This window comes from Saccharopolyspora sp. NPDC050642 (genome assembly GCF_040654735.1).
GTDB classification, from domain to species: Bacteria; Actinomycetota; Actinomycetes; order Mycobacteriales; family Pseudonocardiaceae; genus Saccharopolyspora; species Saccharopolyspora elongata.
The window spans coordinates 102,127-126,591 of the sequence record NZ_JBFAIN010000009.1; the positions used below are offsets into that span (position 1 = coordinate 102,127).

Genomic DNA, 24,465 nt, shown 5'->3' on the forward strand with positions numbered 1-24,465 from the left:
TCAGGCCACCGCCTGCTCTGCCAGGCCGAGGCCTTCCGGGACCTCGATGCCATACATGGCCGCCGCGTTGAGCCCCAGGATTTTCTTCTTCTGCGACACGGTGATCGGCGCGTACTCGACCATGTCCTCGGGGATCTGGAACTCCACGAACCGCTCTACCAACCACTTCGGCGTCCACAGCGCGTAGTCGCTGGAGAACTGGATCCGGTCCTCGTCGAGCCAGTACAGGAGCTCGCCGATGATCTGCGCGAAGTACCGCGGCCGGGTGTGGATGAACGGCATCGCCACGGCCAGCCCGGCGTGCACGTTCGGTTCCTGCGTCGCGATCCAGCAGAAGTCCTCCAACCTCGGAAGACCGCAGTGCTCGACGACGAAGTTCAGCTCCGGGAAATCCGTGGCGGCCTTGTCGACGTCGGCGACGTCGAAGGCGTCCCGGTCCAGCGGCCGGATCGTCGGTCCCTTGTGGATGTGGATGTTGCGGATTTCCAGTTCCTGGCAGGCTTCCAGGTATCGGTAGGTCCACGGGTCGTCCAGCTTGTAGCCGCGGGAGTCGCCGTGCCACTCCGCGGTGTAGAGCTTGACGCCCTTGAGCGAGAACCGCTCGGCGTCGCGCCGGAGCTGATCGAGCCCGGCCTGTTCGAAGCGCGGGTCCCAGCAGTGGTTGTAGGTCAGCTTGTCCGGGTGCTGCTGGGCGAGCGCGAACGCTTCCTCGGTCTGCCCGAAGCCGGTGCGGTAGAAGGCGCCGAGGTGGGCTGGCTGGAAGATGGCGTGGTCGACGTACCCGTCGGTGAACAGGTCGCGCATCAGGCGCTCACCGCCGTAGTAGAGGTACTCCTCGTACGACCACAGCTCCGACTCCGGGCTCAGGTTGCGGTGGTAGTCGTAAAAGCAGTCGATGAACTGCTTGCCGTGGATGTTGAGCTGGTTTTCGGGACGCGCGTCCCAAAGTGCGATGTGCGCGTCGACGATGAAGTATTTCTCGCCGTCCTTGCGATACATGTGTGCACCCTCCCCGTTTGTGGCGGCTGTGGCACGTCGGGTCGGAACGCTAGCCACGACGGCAAGTGCCGGGGAGCCCCCACGTGTCTCAGTTTGAGACACGCGGACCTATCAGGATCAGCGCATACAGCAGTACCGTGGCCGAGGTCGGCGCAACGACGCGTCACGTGGAGGCCGGAAATGGACGAACCCCAGCGCGCACCCCACACGGACCCGACAGAATGCCTCTCCTCCCCCAGCCAGGCCGCCGGAATCGCCCCGCGACTGCGCGCCTCCTGGCGCCGCAGCGAGCGCTACGGGCTGTCGGTGGACGAGATGCGCCCGGCGTTCACCGGATCGGTGGACACCGACTCGCTGCTGTACGAATGCGGCCATGAGGTGCTCCGCGGCCTGCAGGCAACGCTGGCCAACGAACCGGTCAGCATGATGGTCACCGACAGCGATGGCCTGGTGCTGAGCAGGATATGCGACGACAGCTCGATCAACCGTTCACTCGACCGGGTATACCTTGCCCCGGGGTTCTACTTCGCCGAACGCAACGCCGGCACCAACGGGCTGGGCCTCGCCCTCGCCGATCGCACTCCATCACTGGTGCGGGCCAACGAGCACTACTGCACCGGCCTGCGCGGCTACACCTGCGCCGCCGCACCCGTCCTCGACCCGATCAACGGCGGGATCGCCGGAAGCATCAACCTCACCACCTGGTCGGACTCCTCCTCCGAACTCCTGCTAGCGCTGGCCCAAGCCGCGGCCGGCAACACCACCGCGCTCATGCTGGCGCGCGGCACGGGGCGCAAGATCCGACCGATACCGCGCGGCGAGGTATTCCGGGTCTACGCCGACCGCCTCCAACAAGCGAGCCCCTCCTGCTCCGCGCTCTCGCCCACCTGGACCAACGCTGTCGCGCAAGCACGCACGGCATTCCAGCAGGGGCTGCGCGTCGCAGTCGTGGGCGAGCCTGGTGCGGGCAAAACCGCTCTGGCGTCCCTGGCCCGCCGGGAGCTGGCGCGGGAACGCGTGCTCAGCGCCCGACCTCCGGCACCGGAGGACATCGATGTGTGGCTGACGCTGTGGACTCCCGAACTCGGCAAGGACAACACCTGCATTATCGTCTCCGGCGTGGACGCGCTCCCGGCTTGGGCCACAACCGAACTGGCTCGGCTGTTCGGCACAGTGCACCGGGCCGCCGAACGGCTGCAGTCGTTCGTCATCACCGCCCGGACGGACGGCGCGATCCCGGAGGAGCTGCGCCCGCTAGTCGACACCGTGGTGGAGGCACCCGCCCTGCGCTCCCGTCCGGACGACATCCTGCCCCTCACCCGCCACTTCGTTCGACAGGACCGGGGCCGCGCCGCGGCCCTCACCTCGGCCGCGGAGCGCGCGCTGACCTCCTACGACTGGCCGGGAAACGTCCGCCAGCTCCGGAAAGTGATGCGCGAGGCGGCCGCAGGTGCCACGACGATCGACCTGCACCACCTTCCGGCCGAGGTCTTCACCAGCCCAGGCCGTCCGCTCACCCGGCTCGAGGCGGTCGAACGCGACGAAATCATCCGATGCCTGACCGAGCCGGGGACGACCGTGGCGCAGGCGGCGACCGAACTCGGCGTCGGTCGAGCGACGATCTACCGCAAGATGGCGCAATACCGCATCCGGATCCCCGAACAGGCCACGAACCGCTAGCAGCCGCGGACCAGGTACCCTCCGCTGGGCCGCAATTTCAATTGGAAATCAACTTGCCGATTCGCTAATTGGACCTTGTTTTGCACTACAAACAGCAAGCGCAGCAACGCGTAATCCATGCACCGTCACCGCTACTCGGCCCGCCCAGCGAATCAAGAACACTTGCCGCAGGCCATGCCCCCTACCAGGAGGGCCTCTCGAATGATGCGACTCCGCGTCGATAACCCCGATGATGAGACGCTGGCCGCTCACCTTGAACAGCTGCGTGATCTTGGGGTCGGCGAGAGCCTGCTCAGCGGCGACGGTTTCGCGCTCCCACTGGTTCCTCAGCTCGTCGCTGTCCACTTTGGAGTTATCGAGTGGACACGGAAGAAATACAACACTGTATTCTTGAGCGGCACCCGGACGCCGCGATCATCACCAGCTAATTCGATGCGAGCGGGGCCGGGCAGCGCCCTAATCACTGGTCCCTCTCAGTTAGGAGGGGGCATGGTGCCGTGGCGGGACGGGAAGTCCGGCGGACGGCGTTCGGCGAAGGCGCTGAGGCCTTCGCGGGCGTCGGGTGAGGTGAAGGCCTTCTGACCGTAGAGGGCTTCGCTGTGGAAGGCCTGGTCCTGCGGGAGGTCGCCGAGGCGAAGGACGGCCTCTTTGATCGTCGCGAGCGCGGTGCCGCTCTTGCCCACCAGCCGGTGAGCGCGGTCGAGCGCGGCCTCGAGCAGCTGCGACGCGGGGACGACGTCGTTGAGCAGGCCGTACCGCAGAGCTTGGGTAGCCGGGATCCGGTCACCGTGGAGCATCAGCTCCATCGCCCAGACGTACGGGATCTGCCGTGTGAGCCGGGTGAGCGTGCCACCGGCGGGCACGACGCCGACACCGCTCTCGGGCAGACCGAACTCGGCGGTGTCGGCACTTATGCGGATGTCGGTGGACAGCATGATCTCGAACCCGCCGCCGAGGCAGAGGCCGTTGATCGCGGCTATCACCGGTTTGAACAGCGCAGTGTGCTTCTGGTGCGCATCATCCCATTCGGAAATGTCGAAACGCCCCTCCGCCAGGGCGGGGATGGACTCGGTGAGGTCGGCGCCGACGCAGAAGGCTCGGTCTCCGCTGCCGGTGAGGATCGCGACGGCGAGAGAGTCGTCGTCGCGGACCTCGGCGAAGGCCTCGCCGAGTTCTTCGTACATTGCGAGTGTGAGCGCGTTGAGCTTGTCCGGACGGTTGAACCGGATGATCGCGACCGCGCCGTCGCGGTCGAGGGCAATGCCGCTCATCAGATCACCCCCTTCTCGCGCAGCTCGGCGATGCGCTCGTCGTCGAGGTCGGCGAGTGCCCGCAGGACCGTGTCGGCGTGCTCACCGACCTTCGGCGCGAGCCCACGTGGCTGAGTGGGCGTGCCGGCGAGCTTGATGGGCGAGCCGAACATGCGCAGCTGCCCGAACTCGGGGTACTGGACGTCGACGATCATGTCGCGCGCGGCGATCTGCGGGTCCTCGACGACCTCGCCGATGTTCTTGATCGCACTCAACGGCACGGAGTCACCGACGATCTCCTCCAACTCGGTCTTCGTCTTGTCCTCGAACCACTTGTGCAGCAGCGGCCGGACCCGTCGTTCGTAGACCTCGGGTACGAATCGCTTCGCCATGGTGTCGATTTCGGGGTCGTCAGCGAGCTCGGGCTGTCCGAACAGGTGGCAAGACAAACGCCAGAACTTGTCGGTATAGCCGCCGAAGAACACGAACCCATCCTTGCATGGGTAGAGCTCGTAGGGCTTGACGAAGGGATGTTCGTTGCCCAGCGGCCCGGGGACCTTGCCGTCGACGGTGTAGGACACGACAGCGTTCTCCGTGAGGCTGAGCACTGAGTCCTGTTGGGACACGTCGACCAGCTGTCCCTCGCCTGTCTTTTCTGCGTGCCGCAGTGCGGCCAGGGTGCCGATGACGGCGTACAGCGTCGCGGACAGGTCGCCAATGATGGTGCCGATGCGGGCGGGTGGCTGGTCCGGCAACCCGTTCATCGACCACAGGCCGCCGGTGGCCTGCGCGCTGTTGTCGTAAGCGGGCCGGCGCCGGTACGGTCCGGTCTGGCCGTAACCGGAGATCGCCGTGTACACCAGGCGCGGGTTCTCCCCACGCAGCACGTCGTAGCCGACGCCGAGCTTCTCCATCGTGCCCGGCCGGAAGTTCTCGACCAGGACGTCGGCGCGCCGCACCAGCTTCTTGAGCAGGTCCTTACCGTCCTCAGTGGATAGGTCGAGGGTGAGGCCGAACTTGTTCCGGTTGTACTGCGCGAAGAACGCGCTGAACTCCGCGTCCGGTCCGCCCGGCTCACCGGACGAGGACGTCAGCTTCGGCGGGAAGTCCCGGGTGTAGTCCGGGTCCTTCGGGTTCTCGATCTTGATCACGGTCGCGCCGAGGTCGGCCAACATCATCGAGCAGAACGGGCCCGCCACGACCCGGGTGATGTCCAGAACCACGATGCCGCGCAGCGCGCCCCGAGACAGCCCGCCAGGCAGCATGCCCACAATCGTGCCGTCGTCGTTGATGGTCATGTTCGCCCCTGATCCGTAGGTGACTCGTCAGCTCTCAGCCGCATCCACCCGAACGCGGGCCTCCAGGAGGGTGCCGCACGAGGGACTGTAGAACTCGTCGATCAACACGCGGCGGCCCTCGGTACGCGGGCGGACACGGACTCCGTACTCGGCCAACCGCTCGGCGGCGACGTAGGTGACCTTCCGCGCCTTGCCGCGCCAGTCTTCGCCGGTGCCCAGGCGAGCGCCGCTGGCTGGCACGTACCAGCCGTCGGCGTCGCGGCGTGGCGCGGAGGACCCGGCCGGCGACTTCGGCGGGACCTGCTGGGCGGGGGTGCCGCCGAGGCGTTCCTGGCGCAGCGCGGTGCGGGCTCGCCGGGTGGCGGCCTCGTCGACGGTGCCATCGGTGACGATCACGCCGTAGGTGCGCTGCGCGGTCTCGCCGGTCACGTAGCCGTCGCGGACGTCGGCGGCGACGAGCTGCGGGTCGCGCAGCAGCGGGTCGCCGTAACCGCCTCCGCCGGCGATCCACTGCACAAATACATCTCCGGCGCGGACCCTGACCGACTGCTGGTTGATCGCCAGCAACTCCCGGTCCGCCGCGCTCAGCTTGTCCGGGGCGGGCACCAGGCCATCGGCGAGCAGCGGGGCAACATCGGTCCGGCGCCAGACCTCGTGGCCGCTGCCGCCGCCGGGCAGCCCACCGCCGAAACCGTCGGCGACGACCTGGGCACTCGGGGCGAACACCGTCTGCGTGACCTCCCGGGCGCCGTGCAGCGTCCACGCGAAGCGCAGGCCCAGCCCGCCGCGGTGGGCGCCGTGCCCGGCGCTGTCGATGTTGAGCTGCTTCCACAGGTAGAGCACCGGGTACAGCATCTCGTTCATCTCGACGTCCGGCAGCATGTTGTTGACCTGCGTCATCATCCCCGCGCAGTCGAGGCCATCACGGTCCGGCTGGGCGCCGGCACCCATGCCACCGCCGTCCATGTTGAACAGCACGAAGTACTCGCCGTCATCGGTGGTGCCCGCGGAGATCCCGCCGGTCCACGAGTCGCCCCACACGCCCTGGGTGCGGTCGCGGATGGTGTCGTCGTCGCTGCCACGGCAGGCGTCGTTCATCAGCTTCGTGACGACGCGGCTCACCCGGGCGCCGGTGGTGAGGTGCCCGTTGCTGATCGGTGCCGGGGGCCGGGGATTCACGATCGACCCGGGCTCGGCGACGATGTCGAACGCGGTCATGACGCCTTCGTTGAACGGAACGTCCCACGCGAGAATAGGCACGATGGCGGTCGCCACGCTGCCGACCAGCGCACCGTAGCTGCAGTTGACGAAACCATCGGTCTGCTCGCTGGAGCCGGTGAAGTCGAAGGTGATCTGGTCGTCGCGTTTGGTCATGGTGCACGCGACGCGGTACAGCTCGTCGACGTGTCCGTTGTGCTCGGTCCACTCCTCGGCGGTGTAGGTGCCGTCGGGGATGCGGGCAATCCGGTCGCGCACGACCTGCTCGGCCAGCTCGAACGACAGCCTCGTGTAGTCACGGAACTGCTCGAGCCCGAACTCCTCGATCGTGCTCAGCAGCCGCCGGATGCCGGTGTTGTTGCTCGCCACCAGGCTGCGCACGTCGTTCCAGAACAGCGCGGGCACGCGGACGTTGTTGAGCAGGATCCGGCGCACCCACTCGACGGGCTCGCCCCGCTCGAAGATCTTGACGCCGGGCGGCAGCCGCAGCGCCTCGGCGTAGCAGTCGTGTGCGCCGGGCGCGAACCCGCCGGGCGTCATGCCACCGACGTCGACCAGGTGCGCTTGCGACTGAGCCCAGCCGATCAGCTCGTCGCCATGGAAGATCGGCGAGATCACGTTGGTGTCCGGCGGGTGGCTCGCGCCCGCGGTGTGCGGGTCGTTGCAGATGAACGCGTCGCCGGGTGCGAGCGGTTCACCCTCGATCGCCTTGACCAGGTTCTGCACAGCGACGCTGCCAGAGCCGATGTGGAACTGGACATAGTCCGAGTAGGCGTAGATGCGGCCGGTGGGGTCGAACAGTGCGGTGTTGAAGTCACCGGCCTCGGTGATCACCGGGGAGCCCGACGAGCGGATCATCGCGATGCCCATCTCCTCCACGATGGAGTCCAGGCGCATGCGGATCACTTCGAGAGTGACGGGGTCGAACCCGTCGGGCAGCGTGCGCGGGGTGCTGGTCATGGTCGTCTCCTTTGACGGGCGGGGGTCAGCGGTCGGCGAGGCGCAGCAGAAAGTCGCCGCTGTCGGTGAGCTCGACGGTGGCGCCAGTGGGCACGTAGACCGTGGTGTCGGGCTCCTCCAGCAGGCACGGACCGGTCGCCCGACCGAGCGCACCGAACCCGCGGTGCACGTTGATCTCGACGCGCTCGCCGGTGAGCGGCTCGATCACGCCGCGGCGGGTGAGCTCGTGACGCTCCTCGCCGGTGCCTGCGATCTGCTCCACCGTCTGCATGTCGCTGTGGCCGATGGCCCGGACCCGCGAGTTGACCAGCAGAATCTCGGCCTCGGTCCAGGCCGTGCCGGCGCCGAACTCTTGCTCGTAGTCGGCGATGAACTGGGCGCGCAGCGTATCCTTGTCCGCCTCGCCGAAGGTGCCCGCCGGCAGGCGGGTGGTGACCTCGAAGATCTGGCCCACGAACTTCATGTCCGCCTCGCGGTGCAGCTCGCGCCGGTCCTCGGGGATCCCCTCGGCCTCGAACCATGCTTGTGCGCGTTCCTCGAGGGCGGCGAACTCCTTGTCGAGCGCCGACGCGGGCTGGTCCATCGTCCACGGGCTCGTCTGCACCGCGGAGAACACCGAGTCGGCGTGCATGAGGCCGTGCGCCGAGAACACCGCGGCGTCGCGCGGGATCACGACCTCGCGGACCCCGGCCTCGGCGGCGATGCTGGCCGCGAACAGCCCGCACGCACCGCCGAAGCCGACGAGGGTGAACTCGCGCGGGTCGTGGCCGCGGTTCACGGTGATCTTGCGCAGCGCGTTGGACATCTGCGACGTCGCCAGCCGGTACACGCCTTCGGCCGCCGCGTCCTCGGTGATGCCCAGCGGCTCGGCCACGTGCTTGCGCAGGGCGGCCCGCGCCTGGTCCTCGTACAGGGGGACGGTGCCGCCGAGGTAGTAGTCCGGGTTGATCAGCCCGAGCACGAGTGCGGCGTCGGTGACCGCGGGCCGGGTGCCGCCCTTTCCGTAGCACGCCGGGCCCGGCAAGGAACCCGCGCTGTGCGGGCCGACGCGCAGCAGGTTCCGTCCGTCCACCCAGGCGAGGCTGCCGCCGCCGGCGCCGATGGTCTCGATGTCCACGGCGGTCAGGCTGGTGAGCAGGCCGCCGATCTCGGCGCGGGGCAGCAGCCGGAACTCGTCGTCCATGATGGCGGCCGCGTCGAGGCTCGTGCCGCCCATGTCCGCGGTCAGCACCCGCTGGCGGCCGAGCTGCTTGGCCAGCAGCCGCGCACCGGCGACGCCGCCGACCGGACCGGAGTTGAACATCGAGATCGGGGCCTTGCCGGTCTCCTCCACCGACAGGAACCCGCCGTGCACCTGCATGATCTGCACCCGAGCTCGCAGCCCCCTGCTCCGTAGCTCGTCGGCGAGGCGGTCGAAGTGCGACGCCACGATCGGCTTCACCGCGGCGTCCAGTGCGGTGGTGACCATGCGCTCGTACTCGCGGTAGACCGGCGTCAGCCTGCTGGAGAGCGTGTACGGGATGCCCAGGTGATGCTTGTCGAGGTACTCGCCGATCGCATTTTCGTGGGCGGCATTGCGGAACGACCACAGCAGGCAGACCGCGATGGCCTCGGCGCCGGTCGCCAGCACCGCGTCCACGGCCGTGGCAATCGCGTCCTCGGTGAGCGGGACGAGTACGGTGCCGTGCGCGTCGACCCGCTCGGCGACCTCGACGATGCGGCGACGCTCCACGATGTCCGGCGGCGCCGACATCTTGTGCGGGTCGCGCTCGTCTGTGCGGGCCGAGCGGGCGATGCGCAGGGTGTCGCGGAAGCCCTGAGTGGTCAGCAGCCCCACGGCGGCGTACTTCTGCTCATCCACGGCGTTCGTGACGATGGTGTTGCCCAGGACGAATCGGTCGACCGCGGCGAAGAACTCGGCCTCAGTCATCCCTGCGCGCTCCCGCAGCACGCCCAGCGCGCCGAGGATCCCTGTGGTCACGTCCTTGGTCGAGAACGCCTTACCACGGATTGCGCGCCCGTCGACGATCGCCACGGCGTCTGTGAACGTGCCACCGACGTCGATGCCCACGTGAAGCGTCATGCTCGCTGTCTCCTTTGACTGCGTCGGGGCGAATCGTTCCGGGCTGACGGATGGTATGCACGAAAGGTTCGTTTCGCGGAGACACCGTCTCACCCGCGGTGTGGACAGTACGAGCGCGAACCCGTCCAGACTATGTATTATTCGCCCAGGATTCCCGAGGTCGCCCTAGGCGATCGGCACATCGGATCGAGGTGAATCCCGTGACGGAGACGCTCCCAAGCGACGTTGTCGTCGGTCTGCTGCAGGCGGCTTCGGCCGAGCAGGAGATCGATGTGGACAGCCTGCTCACCGGCGTGACCCTGCCCGAACAGGACACCGCGCGAATCCGCTACGAGATCCGCCGCCTGCGTGCCACCTCGGAGCGCTGGCGGCGCCGCGGTCAGGAACTCGCGGCGCTGTTCTCCTCCGCGCGCGAGCTTGCCCAGCTTCGCGACGTCGATGAACTGCTCGGTCGGCTCGTCGAACGAGCGCACGACCTCGTCGGCACGGACGTCACCTACCTGTCCGAGTTCGACGCGAAGAGCCGCGAACTCCGCGTGCGCACCACGCTCGGGACGGTCGCACCGTCGTTCCTCGGCTTGCGAGTGCCTCCCGGAGCGGGCCTGGCAAGCCAGGTGGTCGAAGGACGCCGTCCCTACTGGACGTCCAAGTACGCCGCGATGACCGAAGCCCCGCACGACTCCGCGATCGACGCCGCCGTGGCCGCGGAAGGCCTCGTGTCCCTGCTCGGCGTCCCGCTACTCGCCGGCGACGAGGTGATCGGAGTGCTGTTCGCCGCCAACCGCGTCGAGCACGCTTTCTCCCCTGAGGAGATCTCCCTGCTGTCAGCCTTTGCCGACCACGCCGCCATCGTCCTGCAGACCGCTCGCCTGCTCGCCCGCACCCAGGACTCGGCCGACGACGCCCGCCGCGCCTACGGCGAGCTCGCCCGCCACGTCGAAGCGATGGAACGGGCCAGCGAGGTGCACAGCGACCTCACCAGCCTCGTGCTCCAAGGCGGTCAAGCACCAGACGTCGCGACCGCGCTCGGTCGTGCTTTGCGCTGCCACGTCACACTTCGCGACCCCGAACACCTCGACGGCCCCGTCGCCGACGCCGTCGACCGCAGCCGCCACAGTGGTCGGTGCACGCCCGCGAGCGACGGCACGTACGCCGTCGCCGTCCTCGCCGGGCCGACCCTTCTGGGCGCGCTGCTGCTAGAGCAGGGCGAGGTCGAGTTCGGCCCCGTCGAGCTGCGCACCGCCGAACGCGCCGCTCAGATCACCGCGCTGCTCAACCTCAAGCAGGACGCCATGCTCGAGGCCGAGCAGCGCGTCCGCGGCGACTTGCTGGCCGACATGCTCTCCGACGACCCCGACCGCCGCGCCGACATCGCCACCCGCGCCCGCGCACGGGGCATCCGGCTCGACGAGCTGCGGTCAGTGGTCGTGATCTCGGTGCCGGCCGAACTGCGCCGCGGGGCCGTCCGCGCCCTGCGCCGGACCGGCGGCCCGGTCGGCGAACATGCCGACCGAGTCGTGGCCATCACCTCCTATCCCGACCCAGCCACCGCGAGCGCACTCATCCACACCATGGTGCGCCGCACCGTACGGGCACCGGTTCTGGCGGTCGGCGCAGGCATCGCCGACGTCACCGACGACCTACGCACCCAGGTCGACGCGGCCTCGGCGTGCGTCCGGATCCTGCCCGCACTCGGGCTGAACGACACCGCCGTCACCACCGACGAGTACCTCCCGTACACGGCCCTGTTCGGCCCAAGGGAAGCACGCGTGACGAGGTACGTGCGGCGCATCATCGGGCCCGTCCTGGACTGGGACGCCAAACACGCGGGCAAGCTCCTGCCCACCCTCGCCGCCTACCTCGGCAACCGGATGAGCCCGGTCGCCACCGCCCGTGCACTCCACGTGCACAAGAACACCGTCCTCCAACGCCTGGAACGCACGACCGAGCTGCTCGGCGAGGACTGGCAGGAGCCCGATCGGCTCTTCCGGATCACCGTCGCGGTCCGCCTCGCCAACCTGGCCAAAAGTCCATAGCCTCCCAGTCAATGGTGGATGATCGGCCCATTCCCGGCCGATGCGCCGCGAACTAGCGTCCTCCCCCGTACCGCAGCCACACCAAGGTGGGAGGGGCGCCATGCCGCGCACCAGTCGCATCCAGGGTCTCCGGGACCTCTCCGTCGAGGCCCGACGCAAGTCCCTCGCCGAAGCCGCCGGCATCGACCCCGCGTCGATCGCCGCCTTCGACCCCGCGCACGGTCTCGGCACCGGGCTGGCAGACCACATGATCGAGAACGTGACCGGGATCGTGGGCATCCCGCTGGGTGTCGCGACGAACTTCGTGATCAACGGCACCGACGTGCTGGTGCCGATGGCGACCGAGGAAGCCTCCGTCGTCGCGGCTGCGAGCAACGCCGCCAAGATCGCGCGCGTGCACGGCGGGTTCACCACGTCCTCGACCCCACCCGTCATGCAGGCCCAGGTCCAGATCGTCGGCGTCGCTGACCCCGAGGCCGGGCGAGTACGGCTACTCGAAGCCCGCGACGAGCTGATCGCGCTCGCCAACGACCAGGACCCCAAGCTCGTCGAGTTCGGGGGCGGCGTCCGTGACATCGCTGTCCGGCTGGTCCCCTCGCGCGCCGGCACCTACGTGGTCGCGCACCTTCAGGTCGACGTGCGCGACGCCATGGGCGCCAACGCGGTCAACACGATGGCCGAGGCCGTCGCCGCCCGGGCGGCCGAGATCGCGCGCGGGAGCAGCTTGCTGCGGATCCTCACCAACAAGGCCGATCTCCGGCTCTCCCGTGCCCGCGCGGTGTTCGACGCGGACGCGCTCGGCGGCGCCGAGGTCGTCGACAACATCATCCATGCCGCCGCCCTCGCCGAAGCCGACCCCTACCGGGCCGCCACCCACAACAAGGGGATCATGAACGGCATCACCGCCGTCGTGCTCGCCACCGGCAACGACACTCGCGCCGTCGAAGCCGGCGCCCACTCCCACGCCGTCTCGCCCGCCGGGCTCTACACCTCGTTGTCCCGCTTCGAAAAGGATGCCGACGGCAATGTCGCCAGCACCCTCGAGCTACCCATGCCCGTCGGTCTCGTCGGTGGCGCCACCAAGGTCCACCCGGCCGCGCAGGCCGCGATCACCCTGCTCGGCGTCCGCACCGCCGCCGAACTCGCGGAGATCATCACGGCCGTCGGCCTCGCCCAGAACCTCGCCGCCATCCGAGCGCTGGCCACCGAAGGGATCCAGCGTGGCCACATGTCCCTGCACGCCCGCAACATCGCCTCCGCCGTCGGCGCGACCGCTGAGGAGGTCCCGGCCGTCGTCGCCCGGCTCATCGCGGACAAGAAGGTCCGTGCCGACCACGCCGAGCAACTCCTCGCCGAGCTCCGGGCCAGACGATGAGCGACTACGGGACCGAACGGCTCACTGGCCTCCCCGAAGCCGTCACCATCTGCGAGGTCAGCCCCGCGACGGGCTCCAGAACGAGTCCACACCGGTGCCCGCCGACGTGAAGGTCGAGTTCATCGAACGCCTTGCCGACACCGGGCACACCGTCATCGAGACAACAAGCACGGTCCATCCCAAGTGGTGCCACAGCTCGCCGACGCCGAAGAGGTCCTCCGTCGTCTCGACCGCCACCCCGGAGCCCGCTACCTCGTACTCGTGCCCAACCAGCGAGGCCTGCAGCGGGCGCTCGACCTCGGCGTCACCGACATCGCCGTGTTCGCCTCGGCCACAGAAAGCTTCGCCAAGACCAACCTCAACCGCACGGTCGCCGAGTCGCTCGCGATGTTCACCGTCGCGAACACGTATCGGGACTGGCCACGGTGGCGGAGTTGGTGCCAGCAGACCGAACACCGGATGAACCTGACGCCGAGCTCGCCGGGGCCGGCCGCAATGCCACCAGCCGAGCCAGGATCGACCGCGCCCAGCGGGCAGGGCACCACGTGACCGGCCGATACGAGCTGCGGCACTTGGTGCACTCCCCTGCCGCGCATGCCCGCACCGAGCTGGAGTTTGTCGAGCAGCTGCACGCCCGCCGCGTGCGCTTCCGCCCACGCACCGGCCGTGCAGGCCGCCTGACCGGCTACATCGTCACTCTCACCGACGATCACGGGCGTCCGCAGTTGTGGCTGGCCGGTTCCAGTCTCCGCCGGGACCTGTCTCTGCCCCGGTTACAGGCCCGCTGGCGGAATCACCCGCAGTCGGCACAACCTGGTGCGACTGCCGCCCAGCAGCTTCGCCTTCACCTGGACGCCGTCCCGACGAGCTATGGCGCTACCTCCAGCGCAGCGGCCACACCGTCGAGCACTCGCACGTCGCCGCGCAGCACGTGGCGGACCTGACCGTCGTCGCCGCGCGATGGAACCCCTGCTGTGGCGGGTAGCCGACCACCTGGCGATGCAGATCCTCAAGACCGCCGGTGCGGTAAAGCTCGTGCGCACCGCCGACGGCCCGGTCCTCGGACTGCACCTGGTCGGCGACCGCATCGACGAACTCATCGACGAAGCCCAGCTAATCTACAACCCGACGACGTCGCCCCCCTCGTACACACCCACCCCACCCAGACCGAAGCCCTCGGCAAGGCCACCTCGCCCTGGCCGGCAAACCGCTGCACGTGCACGGCTGACCAGCCCGCAGACCACCTGCGTGCTTGCGGCCGGTTTCTCACGGGCCGCCGAGCTAGCCTGGAACTGCTATGACCGACGTGTCTGCGCAGCGCTTGCAGGGAAAATGGCCGACCGAGGTCACCAGCTTCGTCGGCCGGCGCAAAGAGCTGAGCCAGGTCAGGCAGGCGCTGTCCTCCTCCCGGCTGGTCAGCCTGACCGGCGTGGGCGGCGTGGGCAAGACCAGGCTGGCCTCGCACGCCGCCTGGAACATGCGGCGAGCCTTCCCGGACGGTGTCTGGCTGGTCGAACTCGCGGGCTTGGAAGACGAAGGGCTCGTTCCACAAGCGATCGTGTCCGCACTGGGCATCCACGATCAGTCCACACGCTGGACCGCCGAGACAGTAGCCGAGCGTGTCGCGGACCGGCGTCTGCTGCTGGTGCTCGATAACTGCGAACATGTGCTTCACACCTGCGCGCTCACCGTGGCGGCCCTGCTCAAACGGTGTCCTGAACTGCGGATCCTGGTCACCAGCCGCCAGGCGCTCGGCATCGCCGGCGAGTCCATCCTGCCGGTCTCCGCCCTGGAATGCCCGGATCCCGACAGCGGTGTTACGCCCAGTGCGTTGGCCGGTTACGACGCTATCGCGCTGTTTTCGGACCGTGCGAAAGCGGTCCTGCCGGACTTCGTCCTCGATGACCACAACGGACATATCGCCTCCGGTATCTGCCGGCGACTGGACGGCATTCCCCTGGCAATCGAACTGGCGGCGGTGAGTCTGAAAGTTCTGTCCCCCGAGCAAGTCCTGCGACGGCTGGACGACCGGTTCAGCCTGCTCACTACCGGCAACAAGGCCGCGCTGCCGCGACATCAGACGCTGCGTGCCCTGATCGAATGGAGTTGCGATCTGTGCTCCAGCAAGGAGAAGGAGCTGTGGGCACGTACCTCTGTATTCGCCGACAGCTTCGATCTCGACGGTGCTGAGGGGGTCTGCGCGGACGAAAACCTGACCCAAGCCAACGTTCTAGGCACGCTGGCAGGATTGGTGGACAAGTCGATCCTCATCCGCGATGACCGTGACGGCAAGGCCCGGTACCGGCTGCTGGAGACCGTTCGGCAGTACGGCCGCGACATGCTGCGACATTCCGGCCAGGAGACGCAGGTCCGCCAACGGCACCGGGACTGGTGCCTGAACCTGGCCGAGCAGATGCAGCAGCACTGGTTCGGCCCCGATCAAGCCCGTTGGTTTGCACGCCTGCGAACCGAACACGCCAACATTCGCACCGCACTCGAATTCTGCCTGAACGAGCCGACAGGTACCGTCGCCGGAACGCGCATCGCCGACGCCCTCCACGACTACTGGCGCGTCAGCGGACTCACCAGTGAAGGTCGCCGCTGGTGCGACCGAATTCTTCAGCAAGGCACCGAGAACGACGGCGACCGGCTACGTTTGCTCATTAGTGCCAGCTACCTCGCCCTTCTGCAAAGCGATGTTCCCGCAGCATCCACTCTCATCAGCGAGGCCCGCACGCTCACTGCCGACCACGACGGGGACACGGCCGCACTGCTCCGGGTTGCCGAAGCCCTCACTGCGGCACTGCAACGCGACTTCTCAAATGGGATTGAGCTCTGCGAAGAAGTGATTCCCCGGCTGCGGTTTTCCCGGGACCTGCCCTGGTTTTCCACCGCCCTAGTCGTCCTCGGCGTCAGCGCCTCACTGCACGGCGACTCAGAACGCGCCACCGCCGCATACGAGGAACTTCTCGCGCTCGCACGTGAATACGGCGAGAGCTGGCGCTGCTCCTACGCCCTCTGGGGCCTCGGCGTCGAGGCCTGGCGGCAAGGCCAGCAGCAACGAGCCGCTGCACTCGCCCGCGAAAGCCTCGACCTCCAGCAGGAATTCAACGACCACCACTGCACCGGACTGTGCGCCGAAACGCTCGCATGGGTCGCCACAAGCGAAAACCGCCAAGACGACGCCGCCCAGCTATTCGGCACCGCCGAGACCATCCGCCGCGAAGCCGGCGCACCACTGCTGACCTTCTTCCGCCACTACCACGACGAATGCGAAAAACGGACCCGCCACGCTCTCGGCGACGACCAGTACCGCCGCCGCTACGCCCAAGGCGCGGACGTCAGCCTCGAACAAGCCATCGCCTACGCCCGCGGCAAACCACCACGCACCGAGCCCGCTCCCCGGCAAGAGCCGCGTGCACGCCTTAGCCGACGCGAGCGGGAAATCGCCGAACTCGTGCGCCAAGGCATGAGCAACAAGCAAATCGCCAGCAACCTGGTCATCTCCCAGCGCACCGCCGAAGCCCACGTCGCGAACATCCTCGTCAAACTCGGCTTCACCTCACGCTCCCAAATCGCAGCCTGGGCCACCGAGCACGACAACACCCCGCACGCCAGCTAGAAACGAACGCTCAGGTTGCTGCACGTGTAGAACTCATGCTGAGGAGATTCTCTTGTGGACGGTTCATGCAGCCGATGCGGTTCAGCTTATAGTTCTCTCAATCCCACGTGCCGACACGCTCGGGCACCGATGAGCGCCAACCACGACGAGTCACCACTGCAGGCGCCGGGACGGACCCACAAGGCGCGATGGACCATGCACGCGCAGTGGAACGGAGCTTCCACAACGGATCCATCCAGGCAACGGGAGAACATCATGACCATCGCAACAATGTCCCGCTGGAAGACGCCTATCTTTATGCACACCACCGCCCCAATCGCCAACGCCACCACCCGAGGCCAGCACCGGCCCCAAGTACCATGCACGACAACGCTACAGCGAAGCCGCAGCGCACCTGCACGCACCAAGACACCGCCTGCACTGCAGACCCCGCCCACACGACCCAACCGACAACAATTCCGCGGTCAAAGACCGCTTCCTCGCGGCGTCGCCCACGGTCACGCCGCGAACCCCACCGGATGCCGATCACTCTCGCACTAACGCGAAATAGGCGGCTGCCTTGCGCAAGATCTCTTTCTCGGTCTCCAACTCCGCGACCCGCTTACGCAACCGGGCCAGCTCGGCATCTTTGTCCTCGACCTCCGCCGAGCCGCACCAAGTCACCCCATTGCCAACCTCAGCCATGAGCGGATCAAGACGCGACCTGTGCTGGGTAACTTGATCAACGAGTACGAACGCGTCGCGTAAATCTGCTGATCAACCTTGATGACCGACTTCTGGAACGCCACACGGCGGACTGCACGTCGAAAGTCCGCATCGTGCGCCAGTACGCCTGAGAGTTACGACTGTTGGCAATCCACAAACGGGTTAGGCCCAACTCGACCTACGGAGGCTTGAACGTCTGGGCAGTCCCCTCCACGAGTACCGACATACCGCATGACCCGGGCGGACGAGGTTTTCGGCGAGGGCAACGTGGGGTCATGGCTTACATCGAAAAGCAAGGGAAGCGCTGGCGAGTCCGGTACTCAAGACCGGACCGATCCCTCGGGTCTGTGTCCGGATTCCGCACCAAGACGGAAGCCTTGCACTACGCCCAAGACCTGGATACCGACCGACACCGCGGGCTGTGGCTGGATCCCCAGGCCGGCAGGATCCCGCTCTTCCAGTGGGCGAGTACATGGTTCGAGGCTCTCGATGTCGCACCGGCCACCGAAGCCCAGTACCGCAGCCTCACCCGCAACCACATCCTTCCCCGGTGGGGCACCACCCCACTCGCCGACATCTCCGCGATATCCGCCCGGGTCTGGACCAAACAACTCCGCCATAGCGGCTACGCATCCACCACCGTGAGCGCCATCCTCAAGATCATGTCGATGATGCTCGACGACGCCACCGACGACCGCCTCATCCCGCCAACCCCCTCCAGTACCGGTGGCGTCGCGGACGCCGAAGCCACCAGCCCCGTACCGAACCGGTCTGGGCCACACCCGACCAAGTAAACGCCGTCGCAGCGCACGCCCGCCTCCTCGGCGGCGACACCGCCGCCACCCTGATCATCACCGCCGCCTACACCGGCGCCCGCTGGGGCGAACTCACCGGACTACAACGCACCAACACCCACCTCGACGACGGCACGATCGTCATCGACCCCGGCACCGGGGCACTCCACGAAATCAACGGCATACTCCACTTAGGACCACTCAAGACCGACGAATCCGCGCGGACGATCACCCTGCCCGACTTCCTCGCCGAACTCCTGGCCCAGCACCTCGCTACCCACGACCACGCCTTCGTCTTCACCACAACCCGCGGCCACCTGCTCCGGCGCAGCAACTTCGACCGACGCGTCATGCGACCCGCCTGCGACGGCACGACCGAACCTGGTACCGACATCCGACTGGAACCGGCCGCACCACACCTGACCTTCCAAGGACTACGCCACAGCCACAAGACCTGGCTCATCACCGACGGGATACCCGAAGTCGCACAAGCACGGCGCCTGGGCCACCGCCTCGCCGACAAGATCAGAGACGTCTACACGCCCGAAATCGAACAACAACTCCTCGACAGCCTCCAACACCGCTGGGAGACCTCAGCAACACCACCGAACGCATCCGCCCCGCTGACCCCAAACACGGCTGAAGACACCGCGCGTCCAGCCATCAGCACGCCCCACCGCGACCCCTTGACCAGCGGTAAAAACCCACCACCACCAGCGCCGACAACGCCGCCGCACAACCCCGCCTCCAACCGAGCGCAACCAACCCAGCCGCAACCAGCGACACCCAATCTGACCTGCTATAACAGCAAACTCATGATCCACAAACCCCAGAAAACGGATCTCGCACCCGATCAACTTGAGCCCGCCGGGACGCGACCCCCTCCCACCCCGCACAACATCACGACTCCCAAAATCCTCCCAAAAACCAGTTCACCAGGCACAATGGACGATCAACAAAAGATCCACACCGCAATGCAAAAAGACCCGCTGACCTGCGCTTATGTACAGGTCAGCGGGCTCTCTTCACGGTCGGGCTGACAGGATTTGAACCTGCGACCCCTTGACCCCCAGACATGTCCACAAGAGACACCGGCCAGCGAAAATCCGGAAATTGCAGCACAAATCGCTGCAGATCGCTGACGTTGAGCGCAGTACAGCACAGTCCGGGACAGCACAAATCCTCCCACTTTCCTCCCATCGCCAGCGTCAAAATCCGTTCAACCAGGCCCTGATCGGCGATCTCGCGCAACACACGGCTCATCATCCCGTTGGCATCCGGCAGGTTTGGCTTCCGAATCGCCGGAACAACCTTGGCGAACGCGCTACGCGCCTGCTCACGACACCAACCCTCACTTTTGAGTTCCAGGCTGTCCGCACCACTCGCAACGCTCGACTGGAACACTGCAGGGTGTCGGCTTCCGGGGCGTCGACGCCAAGCAGGCGGACGCGGCGGCTGCCGGCTAGTTCGAGGGTGTCGCCGTCGATCACCCGGGTCACAGTGACCAGTTCGCCGCCTGGATGGCAGGTACGTTGGCCGTCGTAGACGGTGTCGCTACTGTGGCACTTAAACGTCACCGACGGTGCAGCGGCTTTTGTGGTCGCGGGACTGGTGGCTGATGCGGAGGGCACCGTTGCGCCGATGCTCGACGCGCTGGGCGTGTTCCCGGGCGTTGTGGTGTCATTCCCGGTCACTTGATTGCATGCTCCGACGACCACGAGGAATCCGAGCACGCCGGCCCACACCTTGGCTCTCGACAGGAACTTCCACATCGTTGCCCGTTTCCATTCCGTCGCGCAACGCTCCGACTGCCCAGGATTGTTGCCGATGTCGCAAGAATCCCGGATCCGGAAAACCAATCGACTACGTTGACCGTATGAACGACACCACGAAAATCGAGCCGGTAAAATTGGGAAATGTGCTGCACCCGGTGGCGGATGTGGACGCGGCCGTGCAATTTTACGCCGCAACTTTCGGCCTGGCAACGAAATTCGTCGACGGCGACCGCTACGCCGCCCTCGACGCGGGCGGCACCACGCTCGCCCTCGCCGGCCCTTCGGAAGACATCACCGGTGGCGCGCCCGCGGCGTCGTTCAAGGTGTCCGACGTCGCCGCAGCACTGGCCACACTGGTGGAAAGCGGCGGATCCGTTGTCCGGCAACCGGAGCGGGGCCCGCACGAGGTGCGAGCCGTCGCGCGCGACCCCTGGGGAAACACCTTCGTCGTGTACGGACCGCAGTAGCGGGCCACTCACTCAAGGCGCCCTCCAACACGAAACCGTCCCTTTCAGACAGTCACATCGGGTGCGCGGCCGGCCACGTCGGCCGCTTCGCCGAGAACGCGAGACACCCTCGCGGGGGATCGATCTCAGCCGCACGCACGAAGTCCAGAAATCCAGCCGCGGCCGGCGAGAGGTCTTGACCGCAGCGGTACACCACACCGGTGACTCTCGTCGCATTCGGCGATTTCACGGGTACCACCACGAGATCTTCCAGGCCGAAGCCCTGCAACTCCAACGCGGGCAACGCCGCCACACCCACGCCCGCCCGCAGGAGCCCGCCGATCGCCGCCACGCTCGGCGCGTTGAAATGCCGGCTCACCGGGATCGAGTGCTCGCCGAACACTGCGTCGGTCATCGCTCGGATACTGGTCCCAGGCGGCGTCGCGACCACCGTCTCGCCTCCGAAGTCCGACCACGAGAGGGAACCCTGCATCGACCAACGATGGCTGTGGTGCGCGACGCCGTAGAACTGTTCCCGCAGCAACGGTATGAAGCAAAAATCGTGCGGCAGGTCCCCGTTGGCGCTCAAGCCGAGTTCGGCAGTTCCCGCTCCGAGGTTCCCGAGCACCTCGGCGGCGTCCCCGTCCCTGATCTCAAACGTCACCTCGGGGTGGTCCGGCATGAAACCACGGATCATGTCCGGCAGCACCACAGCGGCCAGCGACGGAAGTGCCGCCAGGGCAACGGTTCCGGACTGGGCCGCCACGTAGGACATGAAACGTTGCAACTGCGTGTCGAGGTCGTCCAGGACCGTGCCCGTCATGAGCAGAAAGGCTTGGCCCGCTGCGGTGGTGTCGAGCTGCCGAGTGGTGCGATCGAACAACCGCACCCGCAGGAGACGCTCGACCTCCTTGATCCTCCGGCTGAGAACCGACTGGGAGATGTGTTCGACCGCGGCCGCTTTGGTGAAGCTTCCGGATGCGGCGACGGCCTGCACCGCTCGAAGCTGCTGCAGTGTCAAGTCAGGAATCGGCATGGCTCCACCTCCTGTCGCGCACGCTCGGATGGACGTGGCGGTGACGGGTCCGACCGCGGCCCGGAGGGGGCACCGCCGCGGCCGGCCCGGCCCTTCCCCTAGTTCGGCTTCGAACGCACGTGGTCCGCGATCGCAGCGTCATCGTTCACGCCGTACATGTCGTCGATCAGCGCCGCGAACGAGCTCACGACGGCCGTGCGTTTGATCTTGCCGTTCGCGGTCCGCTCGCCGCGCTCGACCTCCAGGGACCGCGGCAGCACACGAAAGTCCTTCAACTGCTCCACACGCGCAAGGTCCGCGTTGACCCTGGCGACCTCTGCTCGCAGGCTTTCGGCCAGGGCCTCAGCAGACGGGGCGTCCGCGCTCGCGCTCGGCTCGAGCAGGACGGTGAGGTACTTGCGCGCATCGCCGACCACGATCGCCTCGTCGATCAGCAAGCTCTCCTTCAACCGGGTTTCGATGGGCTGAGGATTGATCGTCTTGCCGCCGCGGGTGATGATCACGTCCTTCTTCCGGCCGATGAGCCGGATGTCGCCGCGGGGTGCCCGCTCCATCAGGTCACCGGTGCGGAACCAGCCGTCCTGCAGAACAGCCTCGGTTTCCGCCGGGTTGCCCCAGTATCCGGTGAACAGCAAGGGCGCGCTGATCAGCATTTCGCCGTCGTCCGCGACTTTCACCTGGAAACGCGGGTCCGGGAACTCCCTGCCGATGAAGCCCGGACGAGGGAACGGCTGGTCGAAGTGCGCGATGGGACATCCCCCGGTCTCGGTGAGACCGTAGTTCTCGCGAAGATCGAGGCCCCAGATCTGCCAGATCGCGAGGACGCTCTCGGGCATCGCGGCGGATGCGGTGTAGGCGACGCGCATGCGATCCATACCGACGGTCGCCCGCAATGGCAGGAAGACCCCGCGGAGTGCCGCGGCGTAGGCGATCCGCAGCAGCGCCGACGGCCGGCGGTGGGACCAGCGGTTCTCGGCCACCCTGCGGCCGACCCACATGGCGGCGTCGTAGGCGCGGCGCCGGAACCAGGGCCAGGACTTGGTTCGTGCGATCAGTTCACCGGCGATCTTCTCGTAGAACCGTGGCGGCCAGAGCACTGACGTCGGCCGCACGGAGCGCAAAACCTCTTCGTAGATGTCCATGCGGCAGTAGGTGACCATCAGCTTGGTGAGCAGCGGGGCGAAGACCACCACCAGCGCCGGCGCCACGTGCGCCAACGGCAGGAAGCCCACCACGTCGTATCGGCGGCGGGTGATGTCCGGGTACAACCCGGAGAAGGTCTGGACCGAATGTTGAAGGGTCCGGTGCGAGTGCGTGACGCCCTTCGGAGCTCCCGTGGACCCCGACGTGTAAAAGAGCACGGCGGCGTCGTCGAGGGATCCGGCGGCGACCAACTCGGACAGTCGATCCGGTTTGTCGCCGGCGTGCCACGCTCCTTCGTCGCGCAGCGCGTCCCACGTCATTCCTGTGACCGGATCGGGCAGCGCCGGCGGAGCGTCGTCGATGCCGAGCACGAGTCGCAGAGACGGGGTGCGTGCGGCGACGTTCGCGACCTTGGTGAGCTCCGTCGCCGTCTCGCCGATGAACGCGACCGCCTCGCTGTGCGCGAGTAGTTGCTCGATCTCGGCGACCGAGTTGGTCGGGTACACGCCGATCACGACGCCGCCCACGCTCTGCACGGCCAGCGCGGCGAACACCCACTCCGGGCGAGCGCTGCACATCACCGCGACACGGTCACCGTGCTTGACCCCGTGCGCGACGAGCCCGAGCGCGAGATCACGGACATGGTCCGCATAGGACCGCCAGGTGATCTCCTGCACGACCCCGTCACGCCAGTGACGCATCGCGACGGCGTCCGGTTCTCTGCGCGCGCGATCGAGCAGCACCCCCGGAAAGGTCCGGGTCGGTTCGAAATTGGTCAGGTCCATGACACGGCCTCTCTTCCGGAGCTGACACGCCCCCGCGCGGTGATGTTCATGCAGCGCTCTCTCCGAGATGAAGGAAGTCACCTCGGTACCACATCACCGGCTCGTCGCTGCCTGCCCGCGCGTCGTGCACCCGGCCGATGAGGATCACGTGATCTCCGCCTGGTACGACCTGCTCGAGTTCGCACCGGATGACCGCCGCCGCGTCGGGCAGGAGCGGATGCCCCTCTTCGTCGAACTCGAAGTTCCCCTCGGCGAACTTGTTCTCCCCCTTCGTCGCGAACCTGATCGCGAGGTCCGCGTGCGCGGGCGTCGCGATGTTCACGACGAACCGCTCAGCCGCCTGGAAGACGGGGAAACAGTTGGCTCGCCGGTCCAGGCACACCAGGATCAGTGGCGGGTCGAGCGACAGCGACGCGAACGAGCTCGCGGTGAACCCGTGCAGCGTGCCGGACTCACTTCGCGTCGTCACGATCGTCACGCCTGAAGGAAAGCGGCCCAGCACGGAACGGAAGGTGGCTGGGTCCAGCTCGTGCATTCGATCAGTCATTCCATGCCTCGCGAGCGGCTCGAGCGGCCGGGTCGGTGAATATCGTGCGCGCGTCAGCGGCCGTGACGCGCAACTGTTCCTCGGCAGGCAATCCGGCGATGTCCGCGCACAACGCCCGTTTGAGCGCCGCGAACACGGCTGGCGGTTTCGCCGCTGCCGTGCGCGCGTACGCCACAGCCGCCGTGAGCAGGTCGCCCTGCTCGTCCACGTGGTCGACGAGACCCATGGTCTGCGCCTCGAACGCGTCGACAGGCTCGCCGCCCAGCAGGAGGCGCCGGGCCGCGCGATCGCCCAGGACGGCGCGCACCCGCGCGATTCCCTTCACCGCGGGCAGCATCCCGTGATTCACCTCGGGGAAGACGAACCGCGCCACGGCCGAGGCGTACACGACATCGGCGAACAGCGCCATTTCGATGCCGCCACCGACGCACCAGCCGTTGACCGCGCACACCAACGGCCGGGGAAAGTCTTCCAGCGCGCGCAGCAGCGCGTGGAACGCCGTCATCCGCTCGACCATCGACTCGGCTTGGTAGCCGTTGGCCTCCTTGAGATCGCCGCCTGCGCAGAAGAAGCGCTCACCGGCTCCCGTGAGGACCACCGCGGGGGCGTCGGGCCGCCCGGCGAGAATTTCCAGTGTGGTCGTCAGCTCGCTGACGAGCGCGTTGCTCAGCGCGTTGGCCGGCGGGTGGTTCAGCGTCAGGACGATCACGCCA

General features: G+C 67.3%; 18 protein-coding genes and 3 pseudogenes. 9 read left to right on the top strand and 12 right to left on the bottom strand.

What is annotated here, in order from left to right:
• Positions 1-999: an amidohydrolase family protein gene (locus AB0H93_RS16695; protein ID WP_358573133.1), complete on the bottom strand. Its 999-nt coding sequence runs from the start codon at positions 997-999 to the stop codon at positions 1-3.
• Positions 1,000-1,179: 180 nt separating this feature from the next.
• On the opposite strand from AB0H93_RS16695, the gene AB0H93_RS16700 reads away from it, so the two are divergent.
• Positions 1,180-2,679 (top strand): helix-turn-helix domain-containing protein, encoded by a 1,500-nt coding sequence (locus AB0H93_RS16700; protein ID WP_358573135.1) that lies wholly within the window; start codon positions 1,180-1,182, stop codon positions 2,677-2,679.
• A gap of 48 nt (positions 2,680-2,727) precedes the next feature.
• Here AB0H93_RS16700 and AB0H93_RS16705 read toward each other — a convergent pair whose 3' ends face one another.
• The 5 genes from AB0H93_RS16705 to AB0H93_RS16725 form a co-directional block, all read right to left on the bottom strand.
• On the bottom strand, positions 2,728-3,024 hold the full coding sequence (locus AB0H93_RS16705; RefSeq protein WP_358573137.1) for a hypothetical protein: 297 nt from the start codon (positions 3,022-3,024) through the stop codon (positions 2,728-2,730).
• A 128-nt stretch (positions 3,025-3,152) separates the two neighbouring features.
• Positions 3,153-3,950, bottom strand: a complete 798-nt coding sequence (locus AB0H93_RS16710) for an enoyl-CoA hydratase/isomerase family protein (RefSeq protein WP_358573139.1) — start codon at positions 3,948-3,950, stop codon at positions 3,153-3,155.
• Complete coding sequence (locus tag AB0H93_RS16715) at positions 3,950-5,227, bottom strand: CoA transferase (protein ID WP_358573141.1); 1,278 nt, start codon at positions 5,225-5,227, stop codon at positions 3,950-3,952. Before AB0H93_RS16715 ends, AB0H93_RS16710 begins: the two co-directional genes overlap by 1 nt.
• Before the next feature lie 27 nt (positions 5,228-5,254).
• Positions 5,255-7,405, bottom strand: coding sequence for a hydantoinase B/oxoprolinase family protein (locus AB0H93_RS16720; protein ID WP_358573143.1), 2,151 nt, complete (start codon positions 7,403-7,405; stop codon positions 5,255-5,257).
• 25 nt (positions 7,406-7,430) lie between these two features.
• Positions 7,431-9,488 (bottom strand): hydantoinase/oxoprolinase family protein, encoded by a 2,058-nt coding sequence (locus AB0H93_RS16725; RefSeq protein ID WP_358573145.1) that lies wholly within the window; start codon positions 9,486-9,488, stop codon positions 7,431-7,433.
• A gap of 200 nt (positions 9,489-9,688) precedes the next feature.
• Between AB0H93_RS16725 and AB0H93_RS16730 the strand changes: the two genes are divergently transcribed.
• The 5 genes and pseudogenes from AB0H93_RS16730 (at position 9,689) to AB0H93_RS16750 (ending at position 16,521) form a co-directional block, all read left to right on the top strand.
• Positions 9,689-11,524 (top strand): GAF domain-containing protein, encoded by a 1,836-nt coding sequence (locus AB0H93_RS16730; protein WP_358573147.1) that lies wholly within the window; start codon positions 9,689-9,691, stop codon positions 11,522-11,524.
• 100 nt (positions 11,525-11,624) lie between these two features.
• Positions 11,625-12,899: a hydroxymethylglutaryl-CoA reductase, degradative gene (locus tag AB0H93_RS16735; protein ID WP_132493955.1), complete on the top strand. Its 1,275-nt coding sequence runs from the start codon at positions 11,625-11,627 to the stop codon at positions 12,897-12,899.
• Positions 12,896-13,292 (top strand): annotated as a pseudogene (locus tag AB0H93_RS16740) (hydroxymethylglutaryl-CoA lyase); the annotation flags it as partial. The gene AB0H93_RS16735 and the pseudogene AB0H93_RS16740, both read left to right, overlap by 4 nt.
• Before the next feature lie 609 nt (positions 13,293-13,901).
• Positions 13,902-14,127: pseudogene (locus tag AB0H93_RS16745) on the top strand (dihydrolipoyl dehydrogenase); the annotation flags it as partial.
• Positions 14,128-14,196: 69 nt separating this feature from the next.
• The gene (locus AB0H93_RS16750) at positions 14,197-16,521 is read left to right on the top strand and encodes a LuxR C-terminal-related transcriptional regulator (RefSeq protein ID WP_358573149.1); all 2,325 of its coding nucleotides are present in this window, start codon (positions 14,197-14,199) and stop codon (positions 16,519-16,521) included.
• A 525-nt stretch (positions 16,522-17,046) separates the two neighbouring features.
• Here the strand turns inward: AB0H93_RS16750 and AB0H93_RS16755 are convergent.
• Positions 17,047-17,205 (bottom strand): hypothetical protein, encoded by a 159-nt coding sequence (locus AB0H93_RS16755; RefSeq protein WP_358573151.1) that lies wholly within the window; start codon positions 17,203-17,205, stop codon positions 17,047-17,049.
• 296 nt (positions 17,206-17,501) lie between these two features.
• Between AB0H93_RS16755 and AB0H93_RS16760 the strand changes: the two genes are divergently transcribed.
• The gene (locus tag AB0H93_RS16760) at positions 17,502-18,020 is read left to right on the top strand and encodes a hypothetical protein (RefSeq protein ID WP_358573153.1); all 519 of its coding nucleotides are present in this window, start codon (positions 17,502-17,504) and stop codon (positions 18,018-18,020) included.
• A gap of 47 nt (positions 18,021-18,067) precedes the next feature.
• Positions 18,068-19,060: pseudogene (locus AB0H93_RS16765) on the top strand (tyrosine-type recombinase/integrase); the annotation flags it as partial.
• Here AB0H93_RS16765 and AB0H93_RS16770 read toward each other — a convergent pair.
• Positions 19,032-19,424, bottom strand: coding sequence for a hypothetical protein (locus AB0H93_RS16770; RefSeq protein ID WP_358573155.1), 393 nt, complete (start codon positions 19,422-19,424; stop codon positions 19,032-19,034). The pseudogene AB0H93_RS16765 and the gene AB0H93_RS16770 sit on opposite strands and share 29 nt — an antisense overlap.
• A 472-nt stretch (positions 19,425-19,896) precedes the next feature.
• Between AB0H93_RS16770 and AB0H93_RS16775 the strand changes: the two genes are divergently transcribed.
• A complete protein-coding gene (locus AB0H93_RS16775; protein WP_358573157.1) occupies positions 19,897-20,262 on the top strand; it encodes a VOC family protein in 366 nt (121 codons plus the stop codon).
• A gap of 52 nt (positions 20,263-20,314) precedes the next feature.
• On the opposite strand, the gene AB0H93_RS16780 is transcribed toward AB0H93_RS16775, so the two are convergent.
• From AB0H93_RS16780 to AB0H93_RS16795, 4 genes are all read right to left on the bottom strand, one after another.
• Positions 20,315-21,277, bottom strand: a complete 963-nt coding sequence (locus tag AB0H93_RS16780) for a LysR family transcriptional regulator (RefSeq protein WP_358573159.1) — start codon at positions 21,275-21,277, stop codon at positions 20,315-20,317.
• A gap of 98 nt (positions 21,278-21,375) precedes the next feature.
• On the bottom strand, positions 21,376-23,163 hold the full coding sequence (locus tag AB0H93_RS16785) for an AMP-binding protein (protein WP_358573161.1): 1,788 nt from the start codon (positions 23,161-23,163) through the stop codon (positions 21,376-21,378).
• Between the two features lie 88 nt (positions 23,164-23,251).
• On the bottom strand, positions 23,252-23,752 hold the full coding sequence (locus AB0H93_RS16790; RefSeq protein ID WP_358573163.1) for a flavin reductase family protein: 501 nt from the start codon (positions 23,750-23,752) through the stop codon (positions 23,252-23,254).
• On the bottom strand, positions 23,745-24,461 hold the full coding sequence (locus tag AB0H93_RS16795; protein WP_358573165.1) for an enoyl-CoA hydratase/isomerase family protein: 717 nt from the start codon (positions 24,459-24,461) through the stop codon (positions 23,745-23,747). The genes AB0H93_RS16790 and AB0H93_RS16795 overlap by 8 nt, the downstream gene beginning before the upstream one ends.
• Between the last annotated feature and the right edge of the window lie 4 nt (positions 24,462-24,465).

What these genes read in the sequence shown, in the direction of transcription:
- AB0H93_RS16790 (WP_358573163.1), bottom strand. Translation starts at nt 23,752, where the DNA reads ATGACTGATCGAATGCACGAGCTGGACCCAGCCACCTTCCGTTCCGTG.
- AB0H93_RS16720 (WP_358573143.1), bottom strand. Translation starts at nt 7,405, where the DNA reads ATGACCAGCACCCCGCGCACGCTGCCCGACGGGTTCGACCCCGTCACT.
- AB0H93_RS16780 (WP_358573159.1), bottom strand. Translation starts at nt 21,277, where the DNA reads ATGCCGATTCCTGACTTGACACTGCAGCAGCTTCGAGCGGTGCAGGCC.
- AB0H93_RS16760 (WP_358573153.1), top strand. Translation starts at nt 17,502, where the DNA reads ATGGCTTACATCGAAAAGCAAGGGAAGCGCTGGCGAGTCCGGTACTCA.
- AB0H93_RS16750 (WP_358573149.1), top strand. Translation starts at nt 14,197, where the DNA reads ATGACCGACGTGTCTGCGCAGCGCTTGCAGGGAAAATGGCCGACCGAG.
- AB0H93_RS16755 (WP_358573151.1), bottom strand. Translation starts at nt 17,205, where the DNA reads ATGGCTGAGGTTGGCAATGGGGTGACTTGGTGCGGCTCGGCGGAGGTC.
- AB0H93_RS16735 (WP_132493955.1), top strand. Translation starts at nt 11,625, where the DNA reads ATGCCGCGCACCAGTCGCATCCAGGGTCTCCGGGACCTCTCCGTCGAG.
- AB0H93_RS16700 (WP_358573135.1), top strand. Translation starts at nt 1,180, where the DNA reads ATGGACGAACCCCAGCGCGCACCCCACACGGACCCGACAGAATGCCTC.
- AB0H93_RS16695 (WP_358573133.1), bottom strand. Translation starts at nt 999, where the DNA reads ATGTATCGCAAGGACGGCGAGAAATACTTCATCGTCGACGCGCACATC.
- AB0H93_RS16775 (WP_358573157.1), top strand. Translation starts at nt 19,897, where the DNA reads ATGAACGACACCACGAAAATCGAGCCGGTAAAATTGGGAAATGTGCTG.
- AB0H93_RS16725 (WP_358573145.1), bottom strand. Translation starts at nt 9,488, where the DNA reads ATGACGCTTCACGTGGGCATCGACGTCGGTGGCACGTTCACAGACGCC.
- AB0H93_RS16715 (WP_358573141.1), bottom strand. Translation starts at nt 5,227, where the DNA reads ATGACCATCAACGACGACGGCACGATTGTGGGCATGCTGCCTGGCGGG.
- AB0H93_RS16710 (WP_358573139.1), bottom strand. Translation starts at nt 3,950, where the DNA reads ATGAGCGGCATTGCCCTCGACCGCGACGGCGCGGTCGCGATCATCCGG.